Raw genomic sequence first — 16,600 nt, forward strand, 5'->3', positions numbered from 1 at the left:
CCGTCGAACGCAACGAAGCAGTACTGAACGAACGTCAGCCAACACCGATTCCAGGGGGAGAACACCCATGTCCGCACACACCCGCATGCGCAGGAGCCTGGCCGTCTTCGTGCTGAGCCTCGCACCCCTCGGCCTCGCCGGCACGGCCGATGCCGCGTCGGTCAGCACCTGGGACAAGGTGGCCGCCTGCGAGAGCAGCGGCAACTGGTCCATCAACACCGGCAACGGCTACTACGGCGGCCTCCAGATATCCGAGGACAACTGGCGGCACTACGGCGGCACCCAGTACGCGGCCTATCCGCACCAGGCGACCAAGAAGGAACAGATCCTGATCGCCGAGAAGATCCTCGCCGACCAGGGAGCCGGCGCATGGGGATGCAGCCCCGGCACCGGACTCTCGACCGACCATGCGGACCCGTACCCGGCAGGCCCGTCGGACCCGGGGATGACGAACCTGACGGCCGGTGACTTCAACGGTGACGGCAAGAAGGACCTGGTGGCGGTGGAGGTGTCGACGGGGAAGCTGTGGCTGTACCCGGGGACGGGGTCGGGCACGCTGGGCAGCCGGGTGGAGATCGGTTCCGGTGGTTGGAACGGGATGAGCAACCTGGCGGCCGGTGACCTGAACGGTGACGGCGGGGACGACATCGTCGCGACCGAGAAGTCGACCGGCAAGCTCTGGCTGTACCCGGGCAACGGCCACGGCATCGAAGGCCGGATCGAGCTCGGCAGCGGCGGCTGGAACGGCATGAACAACACCGCGGTGGGCGACTTCAACGGCGACGGCGTCGCCGATGTCGTGGCGACCGAGAACTCGACCGGGAAGCTGTGGCTGTATCCCGGCCGCAGCGGGTCCCTGGGTGACCGGGTGGAGATCGGTTCCGGTGGTTGGAACGGGATGAACAAGATCGTCAGCCCTGGTGACATGAACAAGGACGGCAAGGACGACCTGGTGGCGACCGAGACGTCCACGGGGAAGTTGTGGCTGTACCCGGGCAACGGCCACGGCCTGGGCGACCGGGTGGAGATCGGTTCCGGTGGCTGGAACGGGATCTCCGACTACGCGGGGGCGGACTTCACCGGTGACGGCATCGGTGACCTGGCGGCGGTGGAGTCCGCGCCCGGTGAGACCGGAAAGCTCTACCTCTACAAGGGCACCGGCAAGGGGCTGAGCTCCCGCACCGAGATCGGCACCGGCGGCTGGTAGGCCGAAGGTCGGACGGCGGGCCCGTCGGTCAGGGATCTCCCCGGCCGGCGGGCCCGCCGTCGTCGACCGCCGGCGGTGGGGTGGCAGGGCACCGGCGGGCGTGAGCCGCGCCACTTCCGCGGTGGTCGTGCAGCAGGGCGCGGCCGGCGGCCGTCATGGGGGTGGAAGTGACGGCGGGAGGATCGACGGGTGGCGGGGACCGCCCGTCGGGGACCGGGCCGGCCCCGGCCGTCCAGTCGGTGCCCGCTTCCGCCTCCGCTTCCGGGTCCGCGTCCATCTCGGCATCGGCCTCGGCCCCGGTGTCGGCGCCCGTCGGCGGGCCGACGGCGACCGAGGGCGCCCCTTCCCCCGCAGACCCGCCCGCGTCCGGCACCGCGACGGTGACCGTGCCCTCGCTCACCGTCCTGTCCCGGGACGCCGCCACCCGACTGCTGGACGCGGCCGGGCTGCGCTACGAGGTCCACGAGCTCACCGACTGGAAGGTGCCCGCCGGGTCCGTCATCAACTCCGAGCCGCAGGCCGGGCGTACCGTGGCGGCGAACGAGACGGTCCAGCTGTTCATCTCCAAGGGCCGCCCCAAGGGCTGACCGGCCGACCCGGCTGCGGGGCCCACCGGCACCACCGGTGGGCCCCGCCACCGCGCGGGTTTCTTGGTTGCCGTTGCCGCCACCCGCTTCGTATCCTGCTGGGCAACGCGTCGACGGAGACGAGTAGCCAGGGATCACGCGAGCAGAGAGAGCCGCCGGAAGCTGGGAAGGCGGTCTCGCGCCCCGAGGCGAAGACCCTCCCGAGCGCGGGGAGGAACGGCCCCGAACGGTGGTCCAATGCCCCGCCGGCCGGCCCCCGTCACCAGGCCCGAACGAGGCCGCCACTGCGTGGCGGCGAAAGTGCGGTGGTACCGCGAGTTGCCCTTCTCGCCCGCACTCCCAAGGGATCATGACGATGTCCTTCGGAGGACCTCAATGATCCACAGCCGCGTCCGTGTCTCCGACCTGCGGGAACACGTCGGCCGGACCGTCTCCGTCTGCGGCTGGGTGCACACCCTGCGCCTGCAGCGCGCGATGCAGTTCGTCATCGTGCGGGACGGCACCGGCCTGGTGCAGGTGACCCACAAGCGTGACGACGGGCCACTGGAGGCCCGGCTCGAAGCCCTCACATCCGAGTCCGCCGTGAGGATCACCGGCCGCGTCGTCGACGCGGCCCAGGTCAAGCTCGGCGGCCTGGAGATCGTCCCCGAGGCGGTCGAGGTCCTGAACCCGGCCGCTACGCCGTTGCCGATCGACGGCCGCACCGGCCTGGAGCAGCGGTTGGACTGGCGCTTCCTGGACGTGCGCCGCCGTCCCGCCACCCAGCTGGTGTTCGCGGTGCAGACCACCCTCGAACAGGGCCTGCGGGAGTACGCCTACGCGCAGGGGGCCACCGAGATGCACACCCCCAAGCTCATGGGCACCGCCTCGGAGTCCGGCGCGGAGGTCTTCGAGCTCGGCTACTTCGGCCGCAGCGCCTACCTGGCGCAGTCGCCGCAGTTCTTCAAGCAGATGGCGATCGCGGCCGGCGTCGACAAGGTCTTCGAGATCGGGCCGGTCTTCCGCGCCGAACCGTCGTTCACCGCCCGGCACGCCACCGAGTTCACCGGCGTCGACGTGGAGCTGGCCTGGATCGACGGGGTCGAGGACGTGATGGCGTTCGAGGAGCAGATGCTCGCCCACGCGATCGCCGAGGTCGCCGACCTGCACGGCGAGGCGATCGCCGAGCACTTCGGCGTCGAGGTCACCGTGCCCACGACGCCGTTTCCCCGCATCACCATGGCCGAGGCGCAGGAGATCCTGCGCAAGGGCGGCTGGGACCCGGCAGGGGTCAAGGAAGACCTGGACCCGGAGGGTGAGCGGGGTGTCTCGGCCCACATCAAGGAGGCCACCGGGCACGAGTTCGTGTTCATCACGCACTACCCGGTCGGTATCCGGCCCTTCTACCACATGCGGCCTGCCGATGACTCACGTGTGACCTTGAGCTTCGACCTGCTGTGGAAGGGCCTGGAGGTCACCACCGGCGCGCAGCGCGAGCACCGGTACGACGTGCTGCTCAAGCAGGCCGCCGAGAAGGGCATGAGCACGGAGCCGATGCAGGACTACCTCAACGCGTTCCGGTACGGGTGCCCGCCGCACGGGGGCCTCGGCATGGGCCTCGGCCGGGTGCTGATGGCCATGCTCGGCCTGCCCTCGATCCGCGAGGCGACCTTCCTGTTCCGCGGGCCGAACCGGCTTACTCCGTAACCCGGTTGTGGCCGCGTCCCACGGCACGGGCAGGAACCCCCGTGTCGTGGGACGCCGTCTTCGGATCTATTTCGGCGGCAGGGGCAGGACGTGGCGGAGGGCCTCGACGGCGTCCGGGGCGCCGTCGACCGTGAGGGTGGTGCGGGCGCCGCGGCCGTAGGTGAAGAGGACGAGTTCGCCCGGGTCGCCGGTGAGGTGGACGGTGGGGGCGCCGGCCGGGCCGACGGTGAGGGATCGGCCGTCGGGGTGGCTGAGGGTGAGGCGGACGGGGGAGCGGCGGCCCGCTTCGAGGCGGGCGATCATCGGGAGGCGTCGCCACAGGGCCTCGGCGCGGCCGGGCGGGACGGGCTGGGCGGTCCAGTCGTCCCCAGCCCGGGCGACGTCCTCGGCGTGGACGAAGTACTCGATGGTGTTGGCCGCTTCGTCGGCGCCGGGCAGGGCGAAGAGGGAGAACAGCGGAGGCCCGGCGCGGAAGAGTCGTACCAGTTCCTCGTACGGACGCTCGGCGTAGCCGTCCTGCACCCGCTGGGTCCAGCCGGCCAGGGCGCCGACCCGGATGCCGGCCGCCGCGTCGGCGCGGCGCTCCCGGATGACCAGGTGGGCGGCGAGGTCCCGGGTGGTCCATCCGGCGCAGAGGGTGGGGGCGTCCGGCCCGGCGGCGGTGAGGAGTTCGGCGAGACGGTGACGTTCGGCGAGGGCGTGGTTCGACATGGTGTCAGCCTATGGGTGGAGCGGCCCGGTCAGCTTCGGGCCGCCCTGCTTGTTTCCGGCGGTCAGGGTGCAGGTGTAGTCGCGCCAGCCCTGTTGGTAGTTGGCCATGGCGGGGCCGAACTGGCGGGGGTAGTAGGTCTTCCCGTCGGCCTGGCGGGCCTTGGCGGCGGTTTCGGCGTCCTTGCAGCCGTCGCGCATGGCGAGGGCGATGGGGATCTCGCCGCTCAGGCCGTCGGCGAGTTTGAGGTTGGCGATGACCTCGCCGTCGTGCTCGCCGGTGCAGGGGCGTTCCTCGGCGTGGGTGATCACCGGGCTGAGTTGGGGGTGGTCGAAGCAGGTGCCCACCGGGAAGTAGGCGTAAGGGGGGTGCGGCCTGGTGGGGGTGGGCGTCGGGGTGGGGGGCGGTGTCGGAGTCGGCGTCGGGGTCGCCGAGGGCGGGGGCGGCGCGGTGGCCGGCTTCTTGTCCTCCGGCCAGAGCAGCACGGTGGCCACCACCGCGAGCAGCACGGCCAGGACGGCGACGACGGCGATCACCAGGCCCCGGGACGGACGGGAGGCGGTGGCTGCGGGCGGCTGCTGCGCAGAGGTCATGGCCACGAGGATGGCCCACCGGGGCCACGCCCGGCAGGCGGTTGGCGGAACTGCCCCCGAACGGACCGCCCCCGAACCGTTCGCCCCCCGGACGGACCGCCGGGGTCGCCGGACGGGCTGACACAATGGCCCCATGTCCACCACACCCGCCGCCCCCGGCACCACCGCCCTCGACCCCGCGATCGCCGCCCGCCTCAAGCGCACCGAGGACGGCCTGCTCCCGGCCATCGCGCAGCAGTACGACACCGGTGAGGTGCTGATGCTCGGCTGGATGGACGACGAGGCGCTGCACCGCACCCTCACCACCGGCCGCTGCACCTACTGGAGCCGCAGCCGCCGCGAGTACTGGGTCAAGGGCGACACCTCCGGCCACGTGCAGGCGGTCAAGTCGGTGGCGCTCGACTGCGACGGCGACACCCTGCTGGTGAAGGTCGACCAGACCGGCGCGGCCTGCCACACCGGCGACCGCACCTGCTTCGACGCCGACGTGCTCCCGCTCGCCTGACCCCCACCCCCGTCCACAACTCCAGAAGGTGCCGCCCCGCATGGACCTCGAAGCCTTCCGCAAGCTCGCCGTCGACACCCGGGTGATCCCGGTCACCCGCAGGCTCCTCGCGGACGGCCTCACCCCGATCGGCCTCTACCGCAGCCTCGCCGAGGAGCGGCCCGGCACCTTCCTGCTGGAGTCCGCCGAGCAGGGCCGCAGCTGGTCGCGCTACTCCTTCGTCGGCGTGCGCAGCGCCGCCGCGCTGACCGTCGCCGAGGACGGCGACGCCCGCTGGCTCGGCACCCCGCCGGTCGGCATCCCGACCACCGGCGACCCGCTGCAGGTGCTGCGCGCCGCCCTGGAGGCGCTGCACACCCCGCGGCACGCCGACGACGGCCTGCCGCCGCTGACCGGCGGCCTGGTCGGCTATCTGGGCTACGACGTCGTCCGCCGGCTGGAGAAGCTGCCCGACCTCAACCCGGACGACCTCAAGCTGCCCGAGCTGACCATGCTGCTGGCCACCGATCTGGCGGTGCTCGACCACGCCGACGGCACGGTGCTGCTGATCGCCAACGCCGTCAACCACAACGACCTGGCCAGCGGCGTGGACGAGGCCTACGCGGACGCGGTGGCCCGGCTGGACGCGATGGAGGCCGACCTGCTCAAGCCGGTCGACCCGGGCCTGGCCACCTTCACCCCGGCCGGCCCCGGCGAGGTGCACTCGCCGTTCGGCGGGGCGCCGTACCGGGCGGCAGTGGAGGAGGTCAAGGAGCGGATCCGGGCCGGCGAGGCCTTCCAGGTCGTGCCCTCGCAGCGCTTCGAGGCGCCCTGCCCGGCCTCCGCGCTGGACGTCTACCGCGTTCTGCGCACCACCAACCCCAGCCCGTACATGTACCTGTTCCGCTTCCCCGGGCCGGACGGCGGCGCCGAGGGCGGCTTCGACGTGGTCGGCTCCAGCCCGGAGGCGCTGGTCAAGGTCACCGACGGCGAGGCGATGCTGCACCCGATCGCCGGCACCCGGCACCGCGGTGCCACCCCGCACGAGGACGCGGCGCTGGCCGCCGAGCTGCTTGCCGACCCCAAGGAGCGGGCCGAGCACCTGATGCTGGTCGACCTCGGCCGCAACGACCTCGGGCGGGTCTGCGAGCCGGGCAGCGTCGAGGTGGTCGACTTCATGCAGATCGAGCGCTACAGCCACGTGATGCACATCGTCTCCACCGTCACCGGCAAGGTCGCCCCCGGGCGGACCGCCTTCGACGTGCTGACCGCCTGCTTCCCGGCCGGCACCCTCTCCGGCGCGCCCAAGCCCCGGGCGATGCGGATCATCGAGGAGCTGGAGCCCACCCGGCGCGGCCTGTACGGCGGCTGCGTCGGCTACCTGGACTTCGCCGGGGACTCGGACACCGCGATCGCGATCCGCACCGCGGTGCTGCGCGACGGCACCGCGTACGTGCAGGCGGGCGCGGGCGTGGTGGCCGACTCCGACCCGCACGGTGAGGACACCGAGTGCCGCAACAAGGCGGCCGCCGTGCTGCGGGCCGTCGCCACCGCCAATACGCTGCGGAGGCCGGAACTGTCCTGAGGCGTGAGGAGGCGGCCGGGATGCCCGAGGTGCCGTACGACGAGCTGCGCTGGGAGGTCGTGTTCGGCGCCGCCGTGCAGTTCGGGGAGCAGCTGGTCGGCCCCGGCCGGGTGCTCTCCGGCGTGGTGGTCGACTTCCCGGCCGCGTCCGGCCCGATCGCCCCGGACCTCGCGGTGCTCGACCCCGGGGCCGGCCGCGGCGCTCGGGGCCGGTACGGCGCCGCCGACGTGGCGGCGGTGCTGGAGGTCGCGCACCCCGGCCGGGACCACGCCTGGGCGCGGGCCTGCGCGCAGAGCGGTGTGCCGCTGTACGTGGTGGTCGACCCGGCCGCCGCCGTCTGCACCGTGCACACCGCGCCGGATCCGGGCGGGGTGTACCGGGAGGCCGAACGGGTGCCGTTCGGCAACGACCTGTTCCTGCCGCTCGGCGGCCGGACGGTGGTGCTGCGGACGGACGAGTTCCCGACCCCGGGTACGGACCCCGGCGTCGGCCGGGGGATAGTGGACGGGTGACCGCTGCAGACCAGACCCCTGCCCCCGCCGCTCCCGCCACCTCCACGGCCGGCCGCCGCACCCTCGGTGTGATGCTGCTGCTGACCGTGCTGAGCGCCGTGCTGGTGCTGACCGCGGCCGGGCGGGACTGGGCCGAGGGCCGGGCCGGCACCCTGGACGTGTCCGTCACCGGCGGCAGGATCTCCGAACTGCCCGGCGGGCTGGCCCTGGTGGGCCTGGCCGCGGCCGTCGCGGTGTTCGCGGTGCGCGGCGTCGGCCGGCTCGCGGTCGGCACGCTGACCCTGCTGGCCGGGCTCGGCGCGGCCGCCGCCTCGGTGGCCGGGGCCTCGGACACCGCCGCGCTGGACTCCGCCGCCTCCGGCAAGCTGGCGCTGGCCGGCTCGACGGCCACCGAGGTCTCGCACAGCGCCTGGCCCTGGGTCGCCCTGGCCGGCGGGCTGCTGCTGGCCCTGGCCGGGCTGATCACCCTGCGCTACGGCCGCGGCTGGCCGGCCATGGGCAGCCGCTACGAGGCGCCCACCCGCAAGGCCCCGGTGAAGGCCGATACGCCGGGTGACCTGTGGAAGGCCCTGGACCGCGGCGAGGACCCCACCGCCGTCTGAGTCCGAGCGGCACGTGTGACGCGATAGACCCGCCACCCGCTTTGGGCCGCCCGTGTGCGGCCCGGCACAATGGAACCCGTCAACCCGCCGGCGGCCCCGCAGGCCCGGCTGGGCCCCGAGAGCCTAGGAGCACCATCGATGGCAGCAGCAGCACACGGCCACAACCCCGCCGCCTGGACCGGCGTCGTCATCTCCTTCGTCGGCTTCGCCATCGCGGGTGTCGCGATGATCCTGCCGTCGCCGCTGCTGGTCGGGGCCGGTCTGGCGGTCGTCCTGGTCGGCGGCATCATCGGCAAGGCCATGTCGATGGCCGGCATGGGCAAGCAGCCGAGCCCCAACGTGTACAAGTCGGTCGAGGAGCAGAGCGCGGCCCGGAAGGCGGCCCTGGAGGCCCGTGCCGTCGCCGCCTGACGACAGGTACTCCTTTCGCACAACCGAACGGCGGGCGCGCCACGCCCGCCGTTTCGTTCTGTCCGGGCCCGGCGCGGGCACAATCGGGGCGTGAACGCCGCCCCCACCGCCCCCGCCCCGCCGCCCGTTCTGCGCCGGCTGGGCCCGCCGCTGGCCGCGTTGGCGGCGGTGGCCATTCCCGCCGGGTACGTCGCCGTGGTGGACCCGAACGCCCGCGGGCACTACCCCGACTGCCCCTTCCTGGCCGCCACCGGCTGGTGGTGCCCCGGCTGCGGGGGCCTGCGCTGTGTCCACGCGCTGGCCCACGGGGACCTCACCGGAGCCCTGCACGACAACGCCGTGGCCGTGCTGCTGTTCGGCGTCCTGGCGGTGCTCTGGCTGCGCTGGGGCTGGGCCGCGCTGACCGGCGGGCCGTCGCTGAGGGTCTCGGTCGGGGTCCGGCGCTGGGCGCTGATCCTCCTGCTGGTGCTGGTGTTCACGGTGGTGCGCAACCTCCCGGTCGGGGCGGGGCTGGCACCGCAGCTGGTCTGAGCGGGGACCTCCGGCACCGCGGCCGGTCTGAGCTGGGACGTAGGGCCGGCGGGGAGGAAGCCGACGGCCGCCGGAGGGAGCGTCCCGTTCCGCGAGACGCGGTTCGGGCGGATGCGCGGCGGACGAGTGGGTGCCGATACCATCGAAGAGCGGATGGGCCGCAGCCCGTCCGGCTCAGATGAGCGAACTGGCAGAAACGATGGGGGCTCCTGAGTGAGTGTGCTCGACTCGATCATCGAAGGGGTCCGTGAGGACCTCGCCGAGCGGCAGGCCCGGGTCTCCCTGGACGAGCTGAAGGCGTTGGCGGCCAAGGCCCCGGAGGCCAAGGACGGCGTCGCCGCCCTGAAGGGCGACGGGGTCCGGGTGATCTGCGAGGTGAAGCGCTCCAGCCCGTCCAAGGGCGCACTGGCAGCGATCGCCGATCCGGCCGCCCTGGCGCGCGACTACGCGGCCGGCGGTGCCGCCGCGATCAGCGTGCTGACCGAGCAGCGCCGCTTCGGCGGGTCGCTGGCCGACCTGGACGCCGTCCGCGCCGCGGTGGACACCCCGGTGCTGCGCAAGGACTTCATCGTCACCGCCTACCAGCTGTGGGAGGCCCGCGCGCACGGCGCCGACCTCGCCCTGCTGATCGTCGCCGCCCTCGACCAGCCGGCCCTGGTGTCGCTGATCGAGCGCGCCGAGTCGATCGGCCTCACGCCGCTGGTCGAGGTGCACGACGAGGAGGAGATCAAGCGCGCGGCGGACGCCGGGGCGCGGATCATCGGCGTCAACGCCCGCAACCTCAAGACCCTTGAGGTGGACCGCAACACCTTCGAGAACGTCTCGCACGCCATCCCGGCCGGCATCGTCCGGGTCGCCGAGTCCGGTGTGCGCGGCCCGCTCGACGTGATCAACTACGCCAACCTTGGCGCCGACGCCGTGCTGGTCGGCGAGTCCCTGGTGACCGGCAAGGACCCGCGTGCCGCGGTGGCCGACCTGGTCGCGGCCGGGACCCACCCCGCCGTCCGGCACAAGGACTGACACAGCCCGATGAAGATCGCCACCCGACTCGCCCCAGGTTGCCGCCCGCGCGGCTGCCGCGCGCCCGCACGCCGGGTGCTGGGGCGCCGGGTGCGGTACGTGATCGGTTGCGAGCCGGGGCAGGTGCCGGGGCGGCGATGGCGCGTGACGCTCGGCTGAAGCCGGCCGATCAGACGTCACAGTCATCCACATCTCCCCGAGGGAATCCACCATGTCCGAGAAGGACTACCTGCCCGGTGCCCAGGTGCCGGACGCCCGCGGCTACTTCGGCGCGTACGGCGGCCGCTTCATCCCCGAGGCTCTGGTCGCCGCGGTCGAGCAGGTCGCCGAGGAGTACGAGAAGGCCAAGGCCGATCCGGCCTTCACCGCCGAACTCGACGCGCTGCTCAAGGACTACACCGGCCGCCCGAGCCCGCTGACCGACGTGCACCGCTTCTCCGCCGAGGCGGGCGGCGCGCGCATCCTGCTCAAGCGCGAGGACCTCAACCACACCGGCTCGCACAAGATCAACAACGTGCTGGGCCAGGCGCTGCTCACCAGGCGGATGGGCAAGACCCGGATCATCGCCGAGACCGGTGCCGGCCAGCACGGCGTGGCCACCGCCACCGCCTGCGCGCTGTTCGGCTTCGAATGCACCATCTACATGGGCGAGGTCGACACCCAGCGCCAGGCGCTCAACGTCGCCCGGATGCGGATGCTCGGCGCCGAGGTGGTGGCCGTCAAGTCCGGCAGCCGGACGCTGAAGGACGCCATCAACGAGGCCTTCCGGGACTGGGTCGCGAACGTCGACTCCACCCACTACCTGTTCGGGACCGTCGCCGGGCCGCACCCCTTCCCGATGATGGTCCGCGACTTCCACCGGGTCATCGGCGTGGAGGCGCGGCAGCAGGTCCTCGACCGCACCGGGCGGCTGCCCGACGCGGTGGTCGCCTGCGTCGGGGGCGGCTCCAACGCGATGGGGATCTTCCACGAGTTCATCCCGGACGCCGGCGTGCGGCTGATCGGCTGCGAGGCGGCCGGCGAGGGTGCCGACACCCCCAAGCACGCGGCCACCCTCACCAAGGGCGACCCGGGTGTGCTGCACGGCTCCCGTACGTACGTCCTGCAGGACGAGGACGGGCAGACCATCGAGTCGCACTCCATCTCGGCGGGCCTGGACTACCCGGGCGTCGGGCCGGAGCACGCGTGGCTGAAGGACACCGGGCGGGCCGAGTACCGGCCGGTGACGGATAACGCCGCGATGCAGGCGCTGCGGCTGCTGTCCCGTACCGAGGGCATCATCCCGGCCATCGAGAGCGCCCACGCGCTCGCCGGGGCCCTGGAGCTGGGCCGCGAGCTCGGACCGGAGGCCACCATCCTGGTCTCGCTCTCCGGGCGCGGCGACAAGGACATGCACACCGCGGCCCAGTACTTCGGGCTGTACGACGAGGCGGCCGGCGACGCGGCCGATGGGGGTAAGTGACCATGGCGAGCAAGCCCAGTGCCAGCAAGCCCAGTGCCAGCAAGCTCAGCGGCCGTCTGGCGGCCGCCAGGGCCGAGGACCGCGCCGTGCTGATCGGCTACCTGCCGGCCGGCTTCCCGACCGTCGACGGCGGCATCCGGGCGGTCAACGCGCTGATCGAGGGCGGCTGCGACGTGGTCGAGGTCGGCCTGCCGCACTCGGACCCGGTCCTGGACGGCGCGGTGATCCAGACCGCGGACGACATCGCGCTGCGGGGTGGTGTGCGGATCAAGGACGTGCTGCGTACCGTCCAGGAGGTCGCCGCCGCGCACCCCGAGGCGGCGGTGCTGGTGATGACGTACTGGAACCCGGTCGACCGCTACGGCGTGGCGCGCTTCGCCGCCGACCTGGCCGCGGCGGGCGGGGCGGGCTGCATCCTGCCGGACCTGCCGGTGGAGGAGTCCGAGGAGTGGCGCAAGGCGGCGGACGAGCACGGGCTGGACACCGTGTTCGTGGTCGCACCCAGCAGCAAGGACGTCCGGCTGGCCGAGGTCACCGCGGCGGGCAGCGGCTTCGTGTACGCGGCCGCCGTGATGGGGGTGACCGGGACCCGGTCGGCGGTCGGTTCACTGGCCGAGGACCTGGTCGCCCGCACCCGGGCCACGACGGACCTGCCGGTCTGCGTCGGGCTCGGGGTCTCCAACGCCGAGCAGGCGGCGGAGGTCGCCCGGTTCGCGGACGGGGTGATCGTGGGGTCGGCCTTCGTCCAGCGGATCCTGGAGGCGGGGGAGGACGAGGCGGCGGCGCTGGACGCGGTGCGGGGGCTCGCGGGCGAGCTGGCGGCGGGGGTTCGGCGCGGGGGCGCTGACGCGCGGTAGGAACGGTTGGCTGACGGCCTGCCATCCCTTCGGGGGGTGGCGGGCCGTTGGTGTTCGTGGGTTGGGTGGGTGCGGGGCGTCGGCGGTTCGGGGGAGGCGTCAGCGTGGGGGCGGCCCCGAACGGGTGAAGAGCGGGGGCGACACGCACCAGTGGGGGTTGACCGGCGTTGAGTGGAGGGACGAGTGCACGAACGAGGTGCGCGGGGGTTGCCGGGCGAGCGAAGGGGTGAGTCTGTGGCTGGTCTTCATCGGGCCGTGTTGCTGCGGGCGGCGGCCGCCGCGCTGGCTCTGGGCGCGGCCGTCGGGGCGCACACCGCGGTGGGGCATGCGCTGGCCAAGCGGGGGGCCGAGCGGGCGGAGCGGGAGGCGGTCGCCTGTGCGGAGGCGGCGCGGTGGGACGCGGCCGAGCGGGCGGCCCGGGCGCCGCGCGAGGGGCGGCTGGAGCTGTTCGACCCGGGGCGGATGCCGGGCTGCCGCTGACGTACGGGCGTTCGCCGTATTCGGACAGAACGTCATGTTGTGTCACTCATGCGGCGTAATTCGTGAAAACGGAGGAACCGCCCTTCATCCCTTACGGTTCATCAGGAAGTGAACGAGTTTCCCGAGAGGGGTTCCCTGATGGCCGGCCTGGCAGCGCAGCCCGGTGACTCGGCGCCCGCGCCGGCGGCGCGGCGGCCGGTGCCGGCCTGGAGTGAGTGGTTGGGCACCGCCGCGCGGCTCGGTCTGGCGGTGGTGTGGGGGTGGGCCGGGCTGGCGAAGATCGCCGATCCGGCGGAGGCGGCCCAGGCCGTCCGCGCGTACGAGATCCTGCCCGAGAGCCTGGTCAAGCCGATCGGCTACGGGCTGCCCTTCCTGGAGCTGGCGCTCGCGCTGCTGCTGGTGACCGGCCTCGGCGTCCGGCTGGTCGCCGGGGTCTCCGCGTTGCTGCTGCTCACCTTCATCGCCGGGATCGCCTCGGCCTGGGCACGCGGCATCTCGATCGACTGCGGCTGCTTCGGCGGCGGCGGGCACGTCGACGCCTCGCAGACCGAGTACCTGCAGGAGATCCTGCGCGACACCGGGTTCCTGCTGCTGGTCGGGTGGCTGTTGTGGCGGCCCCGCACCCGGCTCTCGGCCGACGGCTGGCTGGCCAGCTGACCCCCCGTCCCCCGCACCCGACGAAGGCTCCCCGACCGTGGATGTCAAGGCAATGAGCGAGAAGAACCGAGAAGGCAAGCGCACCGCCCGCGAGCGGATGCTGGCGCAGCGGGCGGCCGATCAGGCCTCCTCCAAGCGCAGGAAGAAGCTGATGGTGGGCGGGGCCGTGCTGGTGGTGATCGCCGCCGCCGTGATCGCCGGCGTCGTGGTGCAGAACGAGCGCTCCAAGCCCGAGACCCCGACCGCCGCCCCGGCCGGCACCATCGGAGACAAGAACCTGGTCGTCCCGGTCGGTGCGAGCAACGCCCCGTCGGTCCTCACGGTGTACGAGGACCCGCGTTGCCCCGCGTGCGGCATCTTCGAACGCGAGTTCTCCTCGACCATCGACCAGCTCGAGGACGCCGGGAAGATCTACACCAACGCCCACATCGTGTCGTTCATCGACCGGGCCCTGCCCGGCAAGGGCTCCAAGAACGGCGCCAACGCGCTCGCCTGCGCCCAGGACGCCGGGCACTTCCGGGACTTCCACGACGTGATGTACCGCAACCAGCCGGACGAGACCAACGACGCCTTCGGCAACAAGGCCGTCCTGCTGAACCTGGCCAAGCAGGTCGACGGCCTGGACACGCCGGAGTTCCAGGCCTGCGTCAACGACAACAAGTTCGGCGGCTGGGTGTCCGCGGTGCAGCAGGACTTCGACAAGTCCAGCTACAAGTCGACGCCGACCGTGCTGCTCAACGGCCAGCCGATCTACCCGAAGAACGGCAACGAGGAGATCACCCCGGCCAATCTGGTGAAGTGGGTGGACGCCGCGAACCAGGGCAAACAGCTCGGCACGGCGGGCTCGCACGGGCAGACCCCGGCGCCGACCAGCGCCGCTTCGGAGGCGAACAACCCGTCGCCCGCGGCCGGCTGAGCCGCCCCAGCGGCGCCGCCGCCCGCTCCCCGTCCGGAGGGGGCGGCGGCGCGTTGTTCGGTTTCCGTGACCCCGGGGGTGTCCGACCGGGGCGTCGGACCCTGTAGCGTCGGAACTGCCATGGATATCGCCTACATTCCCAGCCCGTCGCGGGGCGTCCTCTACCTCGGACCGATCCCGCTGCGCGCCTACGCCTTCTGCATCATCCTCGGTGTCGTCGCCGCCGTCTGGCTCGGCAGCAAGCGCTGGGTCGCCCGGGGCGGTGCCAAGCACACCGTCGGCGACATCGCCGTCTGGGCCGTGCCGTTCGGCCTGGTCGGCGGCCGGCTGTACCACGTGATCACCGACCACCAGCTGTACTTCGGCGAGGGGAAGGACCCCTGGAACGCCCTCAAGATCTGGGAGGGCGGCCTCGGGATCTGGGGTGCGGTCGCGCTGGGCGCGGTCGGCGCCTGGATCGGCTGCCGCCGCCGGGGCGTGCCGCTGCCCGCGTACGCCGACGCCATCGCGCCGGGCATCGCGCTCGCGCAGGCGATGGGCCGCTGGGGCAACTACTTCAACCAGGAGCTGTACGGGCGGGCGACCACCTTGCCGTGGGGCCTGGAGATCCACAAGACGCTGCCCAACGGCGAGGTCGTGAGCGGCGTCTACCACCCGACCTTCCTGTACGAGTCGATCTGGGACGTGGCCGTCGCGCTGCTGGTGATCTGGGCGGACCGGCGCTGGAAGCTGGGGCACGGCCGGGCCTTCGCGCTGTACGTGGCCGCGTACACGGTGGGCCGGTTCTGGACCGAGTGGCTGCGGATCGACGAGGCGCACGTCTACTTCGGCCTGCGGCTCAACGACTGGACGTCGATCGTGGTGTTCATCGGCGCCGTGGCGTACTTCGTGATTGTCGGGAAGAAGCGGCCCGGGCGCGAGGACCCGGCGAGCATCGACCCGGCGGCGCACGAGGTGGCGGAGCAGGCCGAGGAGAAGGCGGAGGGCGAGAAGCCGAGCGAGAAGGTGGACGGGGAGAAGCCGTCCCGGATCGTGGACGGGGAGGCGGACGCGGAGCCGGTTGCCTCGGTTGCCGAGCAGGCCGAGCAGGCCGAGCAGGCCGAGAAGTCCGGCAAGGACGCCAGGAACCCGATCTGAGCAGGCACTTCCCTGACTGAGGCTGCCCTTCGCGAGACCTGCGAAGGGCAGCCTCAGCATCGTTCGGGAAGCCTTATCTTGCTGGAAATGCCCAGGTCAAGCGGGCTACGTTCATGGGGAGACGAACGTAGGACGAGGGGAACGAGACCGTGAGCGCGACCATTTTGGAAGCCGAGCCCGCCCACCCGCGGATACCCGCCGCCGACCACCACCGGGACGTCAACGGCGGCTGGCTGCGGCCCGCGGTGTTCGGGGCCGTGGACGGCCTGGTGTCCAACTTCGCGCTGATGACCGGCGTGGTCGGCGGAGCCGCGTCCAACGGCACGGTGATCCTGACCGGGCTGGCCGGCCTGGCGGCCGGCGCCTGCTCGATGGCGGCGGGGGAGTACACCTCGGTGGCCTCCCAGCGGGAGCTGGTGCAGGCCGAGATCGAGGCCGAGCGGCTGGAGCTGAGCCGCAACCCGCACGGCGAGCTGGCCGAGCTGGCGCAGCTGTACGTCTCGCGCGGGGTGGACCCGGAGCTCGCCCACGAGGTGGCCCGGCAGCTGTCCCACGATCCGGAGCTGGCGCTGGAGATCCACGCCCGCGAGGAGCTGGGCATCGACCCCAACGACCTGCCCTCGCCGCTGGTCGCGGCGGGCTCGTCGTTCCTGTGCTTCGCGCTCGGCGCGCTGCTGCCGCTGCTGCCGTACCTGCTGGGGGCGACCTCGCTGCTGCCCGCGCTGCTGCTCGCCGCGGTCGGCCTGTTCGCCTGCGGTGCGGTGGTGGCCCGGGTGACGGCGCGCAGTTGGTGGTTCAGCGGACTGCGGCAGCTGGTGCTGGGCGGGGCCGCGGCCGGGGTGACGTACCTGCTCGGCTGGCTGATCGGCGGACATGTGGGGTGATCCTGCGGTCTGCATGATTATGCCGGGCAGTGCGTGACGTTTCACACATGGGCGTCGTGCGGTGCCCGGCATCGTCTCATCATCCGGGTCTCGGAGCCGCGGATTCGCATCCGTCGGAGGGGTCCTCGGGATGGATTCCCAGGAGCTCATGATCGGCTTGTGTGGCGATCGGATTTCGCCCCTGTTTCAGGCCGGTGTGGTTGGGCACAATCGTCGGGACGCGCACTGTGGCACGTCCTTCCTTTCGCCCCCCTTGACCTGCGCATCCGTCCGCGATGTG

The 16,600-nt window shown here is 72.7% G+C and carries 20 protein-coding genes; 18 read left to right on the top strand and 2 right to left on the bottom strand.

All coding sequences use genetic code 11. The features are described from left to right. The first annotated feature begins 67 nt into the window (after positions 1-67). The 3 genes from ACZ3UD_RS00985 (at position 68) to aspS (ending at position 3,480) form a co-directional block, all read left to right on the top strand. On the top strand, positions 68-1,207 hold the full coding sequence (locus tag ACZ3UD_RS00985) for an FG-GAP-like repeat-containing protein (RefSeq protein ID WP_465580831.1): 1,140 nt from the start codon (positions 68-70) through the stop codon (positions 1,205-1,207). Between the two features lie 299 nt (positions 1,208-1,506). Continuing rightward, positions 1,507-1,794, top strand: coding sequence for a PASTA domain-containing protein (locus ACZ3UD_RS00990; RefSeq protein WP_465580834.1), 288 nt, complete (start codon positions 1,507-1,509; stop codon positions 1,792-1,794). A gap of 375 nt (positions 1,795-2,169) precedes the next feature. Beyond that, positions 2,170-3,480, top strand: a complete 1,311-nt coding sequence (gene aspS, locus ACZ3UD_RS00995) for an aspartate--tRNA(Asn) ligase (protein ID WP_465580836.1) — start codon at positions 2,170-2,172, stop codon at positions 3,478-3,480. A 66-nt stretch (positions 3,481-3,546) separates the two neighbouring features. Here aspS and ACZ3UD_RS01000 read toward each other — a convergent pair whose 3' ends face one another. Next, a complete protein-coding gene (locus ACZ3UD_RS01000; protein WP_465580838.1) occupies positions 3,547-4,191 on the bottom strand; it encodes a TIGR03085 family metal-binding protein in 645 nt (214 codons plus the stop codon). Between the two features lie 9 nt (positions 4,192-4,200). After that, positions 4,201-4,782, bottom strand: a complete 582-nt coding sequence (locus ACZ3UD_RS01005; protein ID WP_465580840.1) for a hypothetical protein — start codon at positions 4,780-4,782, stop codon at positions 4,201-4,203. A gap of 133 nt (positions 4,783-4,915) precedes the next feature. On the opposite strand from ACZ3UD_RS01005, the gene hisI reads away from it, so the two are divergent. The 15 genes from hisI to ACZ3UD_RS01080 all read left to right on the top strand — a co-directional run bounded on the left by hisI (position 4,916) and on the right by ACZ3UD_RS01080 (position 16,320). Continuing rightward, positions 4,916-5,287, top strand: coding sequence for a phosphoribosyl-AMP cyclohydrolase (hisI, locus tag ACZ3UD_RS01010; RefSeq protein ID WP_350741272.1), 372 nt, complete (start codon positions 4,916-4,918; stop codon positions 5,285-5,287). A gap of 40 nt (positions 5,288-5,327) precedes the next feature. After that, positions 5,328-6,851: an anthranilate synthase component I gene (locus ACZ3UD_RS01015; protein WP_465580844.1), complete on the top strand. Its 1,524-nt coding sequence runs from the start codon at positions 5,328-5,330 to the stop codon at positions 6,849-6,851. 20 nt (positions 6,852-6,871) lie between these two features. Next, positions 6,872-7,363, top strand: coding sequence for a Uma2 family endonuclease (locus ACZ3UD_RS01020; RefSeq protein WP_465580846.1), 492 nt, complete (start codon positions 6,872-6,874; stop codon positions 7,361-7,363). Further along, positions 7,360-7,965: a TIGR02234 family membrane protein gene (locus ACZ3UD_RS01025; RefSeq protein ID WP_465580849.1), complete on the top strand. Its 606-nt coding sequence runs from the start codon at positions 7,360-7,362 to the stop codon at positions 7,963-7,965. Before ACZ3UD_RS01020 ends, ACZ3UD_RS01025 begins: the two co-directional genes overlap by 4 nt. A gap of 138 nt (positions 7,966-8,103) precedes the next feature. Next, on the top strand, positions 8,104-8,376 hold the full coding sequence (locus tag ACZ3UD_RS01030; protein WP_465580851.1) for an HGxxPAAW family protein: 273 nt from the start codon (positions 8,104-8,106) through the stop codon (positions 8,374-8,376). A 90-nt stretch (positions 8,377-8,466) separates the two neighbouring features. Next, on the top strand, positions 8,467-8,907 hold the full coding sequence (locus ACZ3UD_RS01035; RefSeq protein ID WP_465580853.1) for a DUF2752 domain-containing protein: 441 nt from the start codon (positions 8,467-8,469) through the stop codon (positions 8,905-8,907). A 213-nt stretch (positions 8,908-9,120) separates the two neighbouring features. Then, entirely contained in the window at positions 9,121-9,927 is an 807-nt protein-coding gene (gene trpC, locus ACZ3UD_RS01040) for an indole-3-glycerol phosphate synthase TrpC (RefSeq protein ID WP_380609367.1), read from the top strand. 9 nt (positions 9,928-9,936) lie between these two features. Then, positions 9,937-10,086, top strand: a complete 150-nt coding sequence (gene trpM, locus ACZ3UD_RS01045; RefSeq protein WP_355673186.1) for a tryptophan biosynthesis modulator TrpM — start codon at positions 9,937-9,939, stop codon at positions 10,084-10,086. A gap of 52 nt (positions 10,087-10,138) precedes the next feature. Continuing rightward, entirely contained in the window at positions 10,139-11,389 is a 1,251-nt protein-coding gene (gene trpB, locus ACZ3UD_RS01050; protein WP_465580856.1) for a tryptophan synthase subunit beta, read from the top strand. A gap of 2 nt (positions 11,390-11,391) precedes the next feature. Beyond that, a complete protein-coding gene (gene trpA / locus ACZ3UD_RS01055) occupies positions 11,392-12,246 on the top strand; it encodes a tryptophan synthase subunit alpha (protein ID WP_465580859.1) in 855 nt (284 codons plus the stop codon). 234 nt (positions 12,247-12,480) lie between these two features. Beyond that, complete coding sequence (locus tag ACZ3UD_RS01060; protein ID WP_465580861.1) at positions 12,481-12,726, top strand: hypothetical protein; 246 nt, start codon at positions 12,481-12,483, stop codon at positions 12,724-12,726. Positions 12,727-12,945: 219 nt separating this feature from the next. Then, positions 12,946-13,383, top strand: a complete 438-nt coding sequence (locus ACZ3UD_RS01065; RefSeq protein ID WP_465580863.1) for a MauE/DoxX family redox-associated membrane protein — start codon at positions 12,946-12,948, stop codon at positions 13,381-13,383. A gap of 52 nt (positions 13,384-13,435) precedes the next feature. Continuing rightward, entirely contained in the window at positions 13,436-14,299 is an 864-nt protein-coding gene (locus ACZ3UD_RS01070; RefSeq protein WP_465580865.1) for a DsbA family protein, read from the top strand. A gap of 120 nt (positions 14,300-14,419) precedes the next feature. Continuing rightward, on the top strand, positions 14,420-15,436 hold the full coding sequence (gene lgt, locus ACZ3UD_RS01075) for a prolipoprotein diacylglyceryl transferase (protein WP_465580867.1): 1,017 nt from the start codon (positions 14,420-14,422) through the stop codon (positions 15,434-15,436). A 149-nt stretch (positions 15,437-15,585) separates the two neighbouring features. Beyond that, complete coding sequence (locus ACZ3UD_RS01080) at positions 15,586-16,320, top strand: VIT1/CCC1 transporter family protein (RefSeq protein WP_465580869.1); 735 nt, start codon at positions 15,586-15,588, stop codon at positions 16,318-16,320. The last annotated feature ends 280 nt before the right edge of the window (positions 16,321-16,600 follow it).

The sequence above is a fragment of the Kitasatospora sp. NPDC023118 genome, from assembly GCF_055560875.1.

Bases quoted from the DNA above. Each gene is read 5' to 3' on its own strand.
- aspS (WP_465580836.1), top strand. From the start codon at position 2,170: ATGATCCACAGCCGCGTCCGTGTCTCCGACCTGCGGGAACACGTCGGC.
- ACZ3UD_RS01000 (WP_465580838.1), bottom strand. From the start codon at position 4,191: ATGTCGAACCACGCCCTCGCCGAACGTCACCGTCTCGCCGAACTCCTC.
- ACZ3UD_RS01015 (WP_465580844.1), top strand. From the start codon at position 5,328: ATGGACCTCGAAGCCTTCCGCAAGCTCGCCGTCGACACCCGGGTGATC.
- ACZ3UD_RS01030 (WP_465580851.1), top strand. From the start codon at position 8,104: ATGGCAGCAGCAGCACACGGCCACAACCCCGCCGCCTGGACCGGCGTC.
- trpB (WP_465580856.1), top strand. From the start codon at position 10,139: ATGTCCGAGAAGGACTACCTGCCCGGTGCCCAGGTGCCGGACGCCCGC.
- trpA (WP_465580859.1), top strand. From the start codon at position 11,392: ATGGCGAGCAAGCCCAGTGCCAGCAAGCCCAGTGCCAGCAAGCTCAGC.
- hisI (WP_350741272.1), top strand. From the start codon at position 4,916: ATGTCCACCACACCCGCCGCCCCCGGCACCACCGCCCTCGACCCCGCG.
- ACZ3UD_RS01005 (WP_465580840.1), bottom strand. From the start codon at position 4,782: ATGACCTCTGCGCAGCAGCCGCCCGCAGCCACCGCCTCCCGTCCGTCC.
- ACZ3UD_RS01070 (WP_465580865.1), top strand. From the start codon at position 13,436: ATGAGCGAGAAGAACCGAGAAGGCAAGCGCACCGCCCGCGAGCGGATG.
- ACZ3UD_RS00985 (WP_465580831.1), top strand. From the start codon at position 68: ATGTCCGCACACACCCGCATGCGCAGGAGCCTGGCCGTCTTCGTGCTG.
- trpM (WP_355673186.1), top strand. From the start codon at position 9,937: ATGAAGATCGCCACCCGACTCGCCCCAGGTTGCCGCCCGCGCGGCTGC.
- ACZ3UD_RS01020 (WP_465580846.1), top strand. From the start codon at position 6,872: ATGCCCGAGGTGCCGTACGACGAGCTGCGCTGGGAGGTCGTGTTCGGC.
- lgt (WP_465580867.1), top strand. From the start codon at position 14,420: ATGGATATCGCCTACATTCCCAGCCCGTCGCGGGGCGTCCTCTACCTC.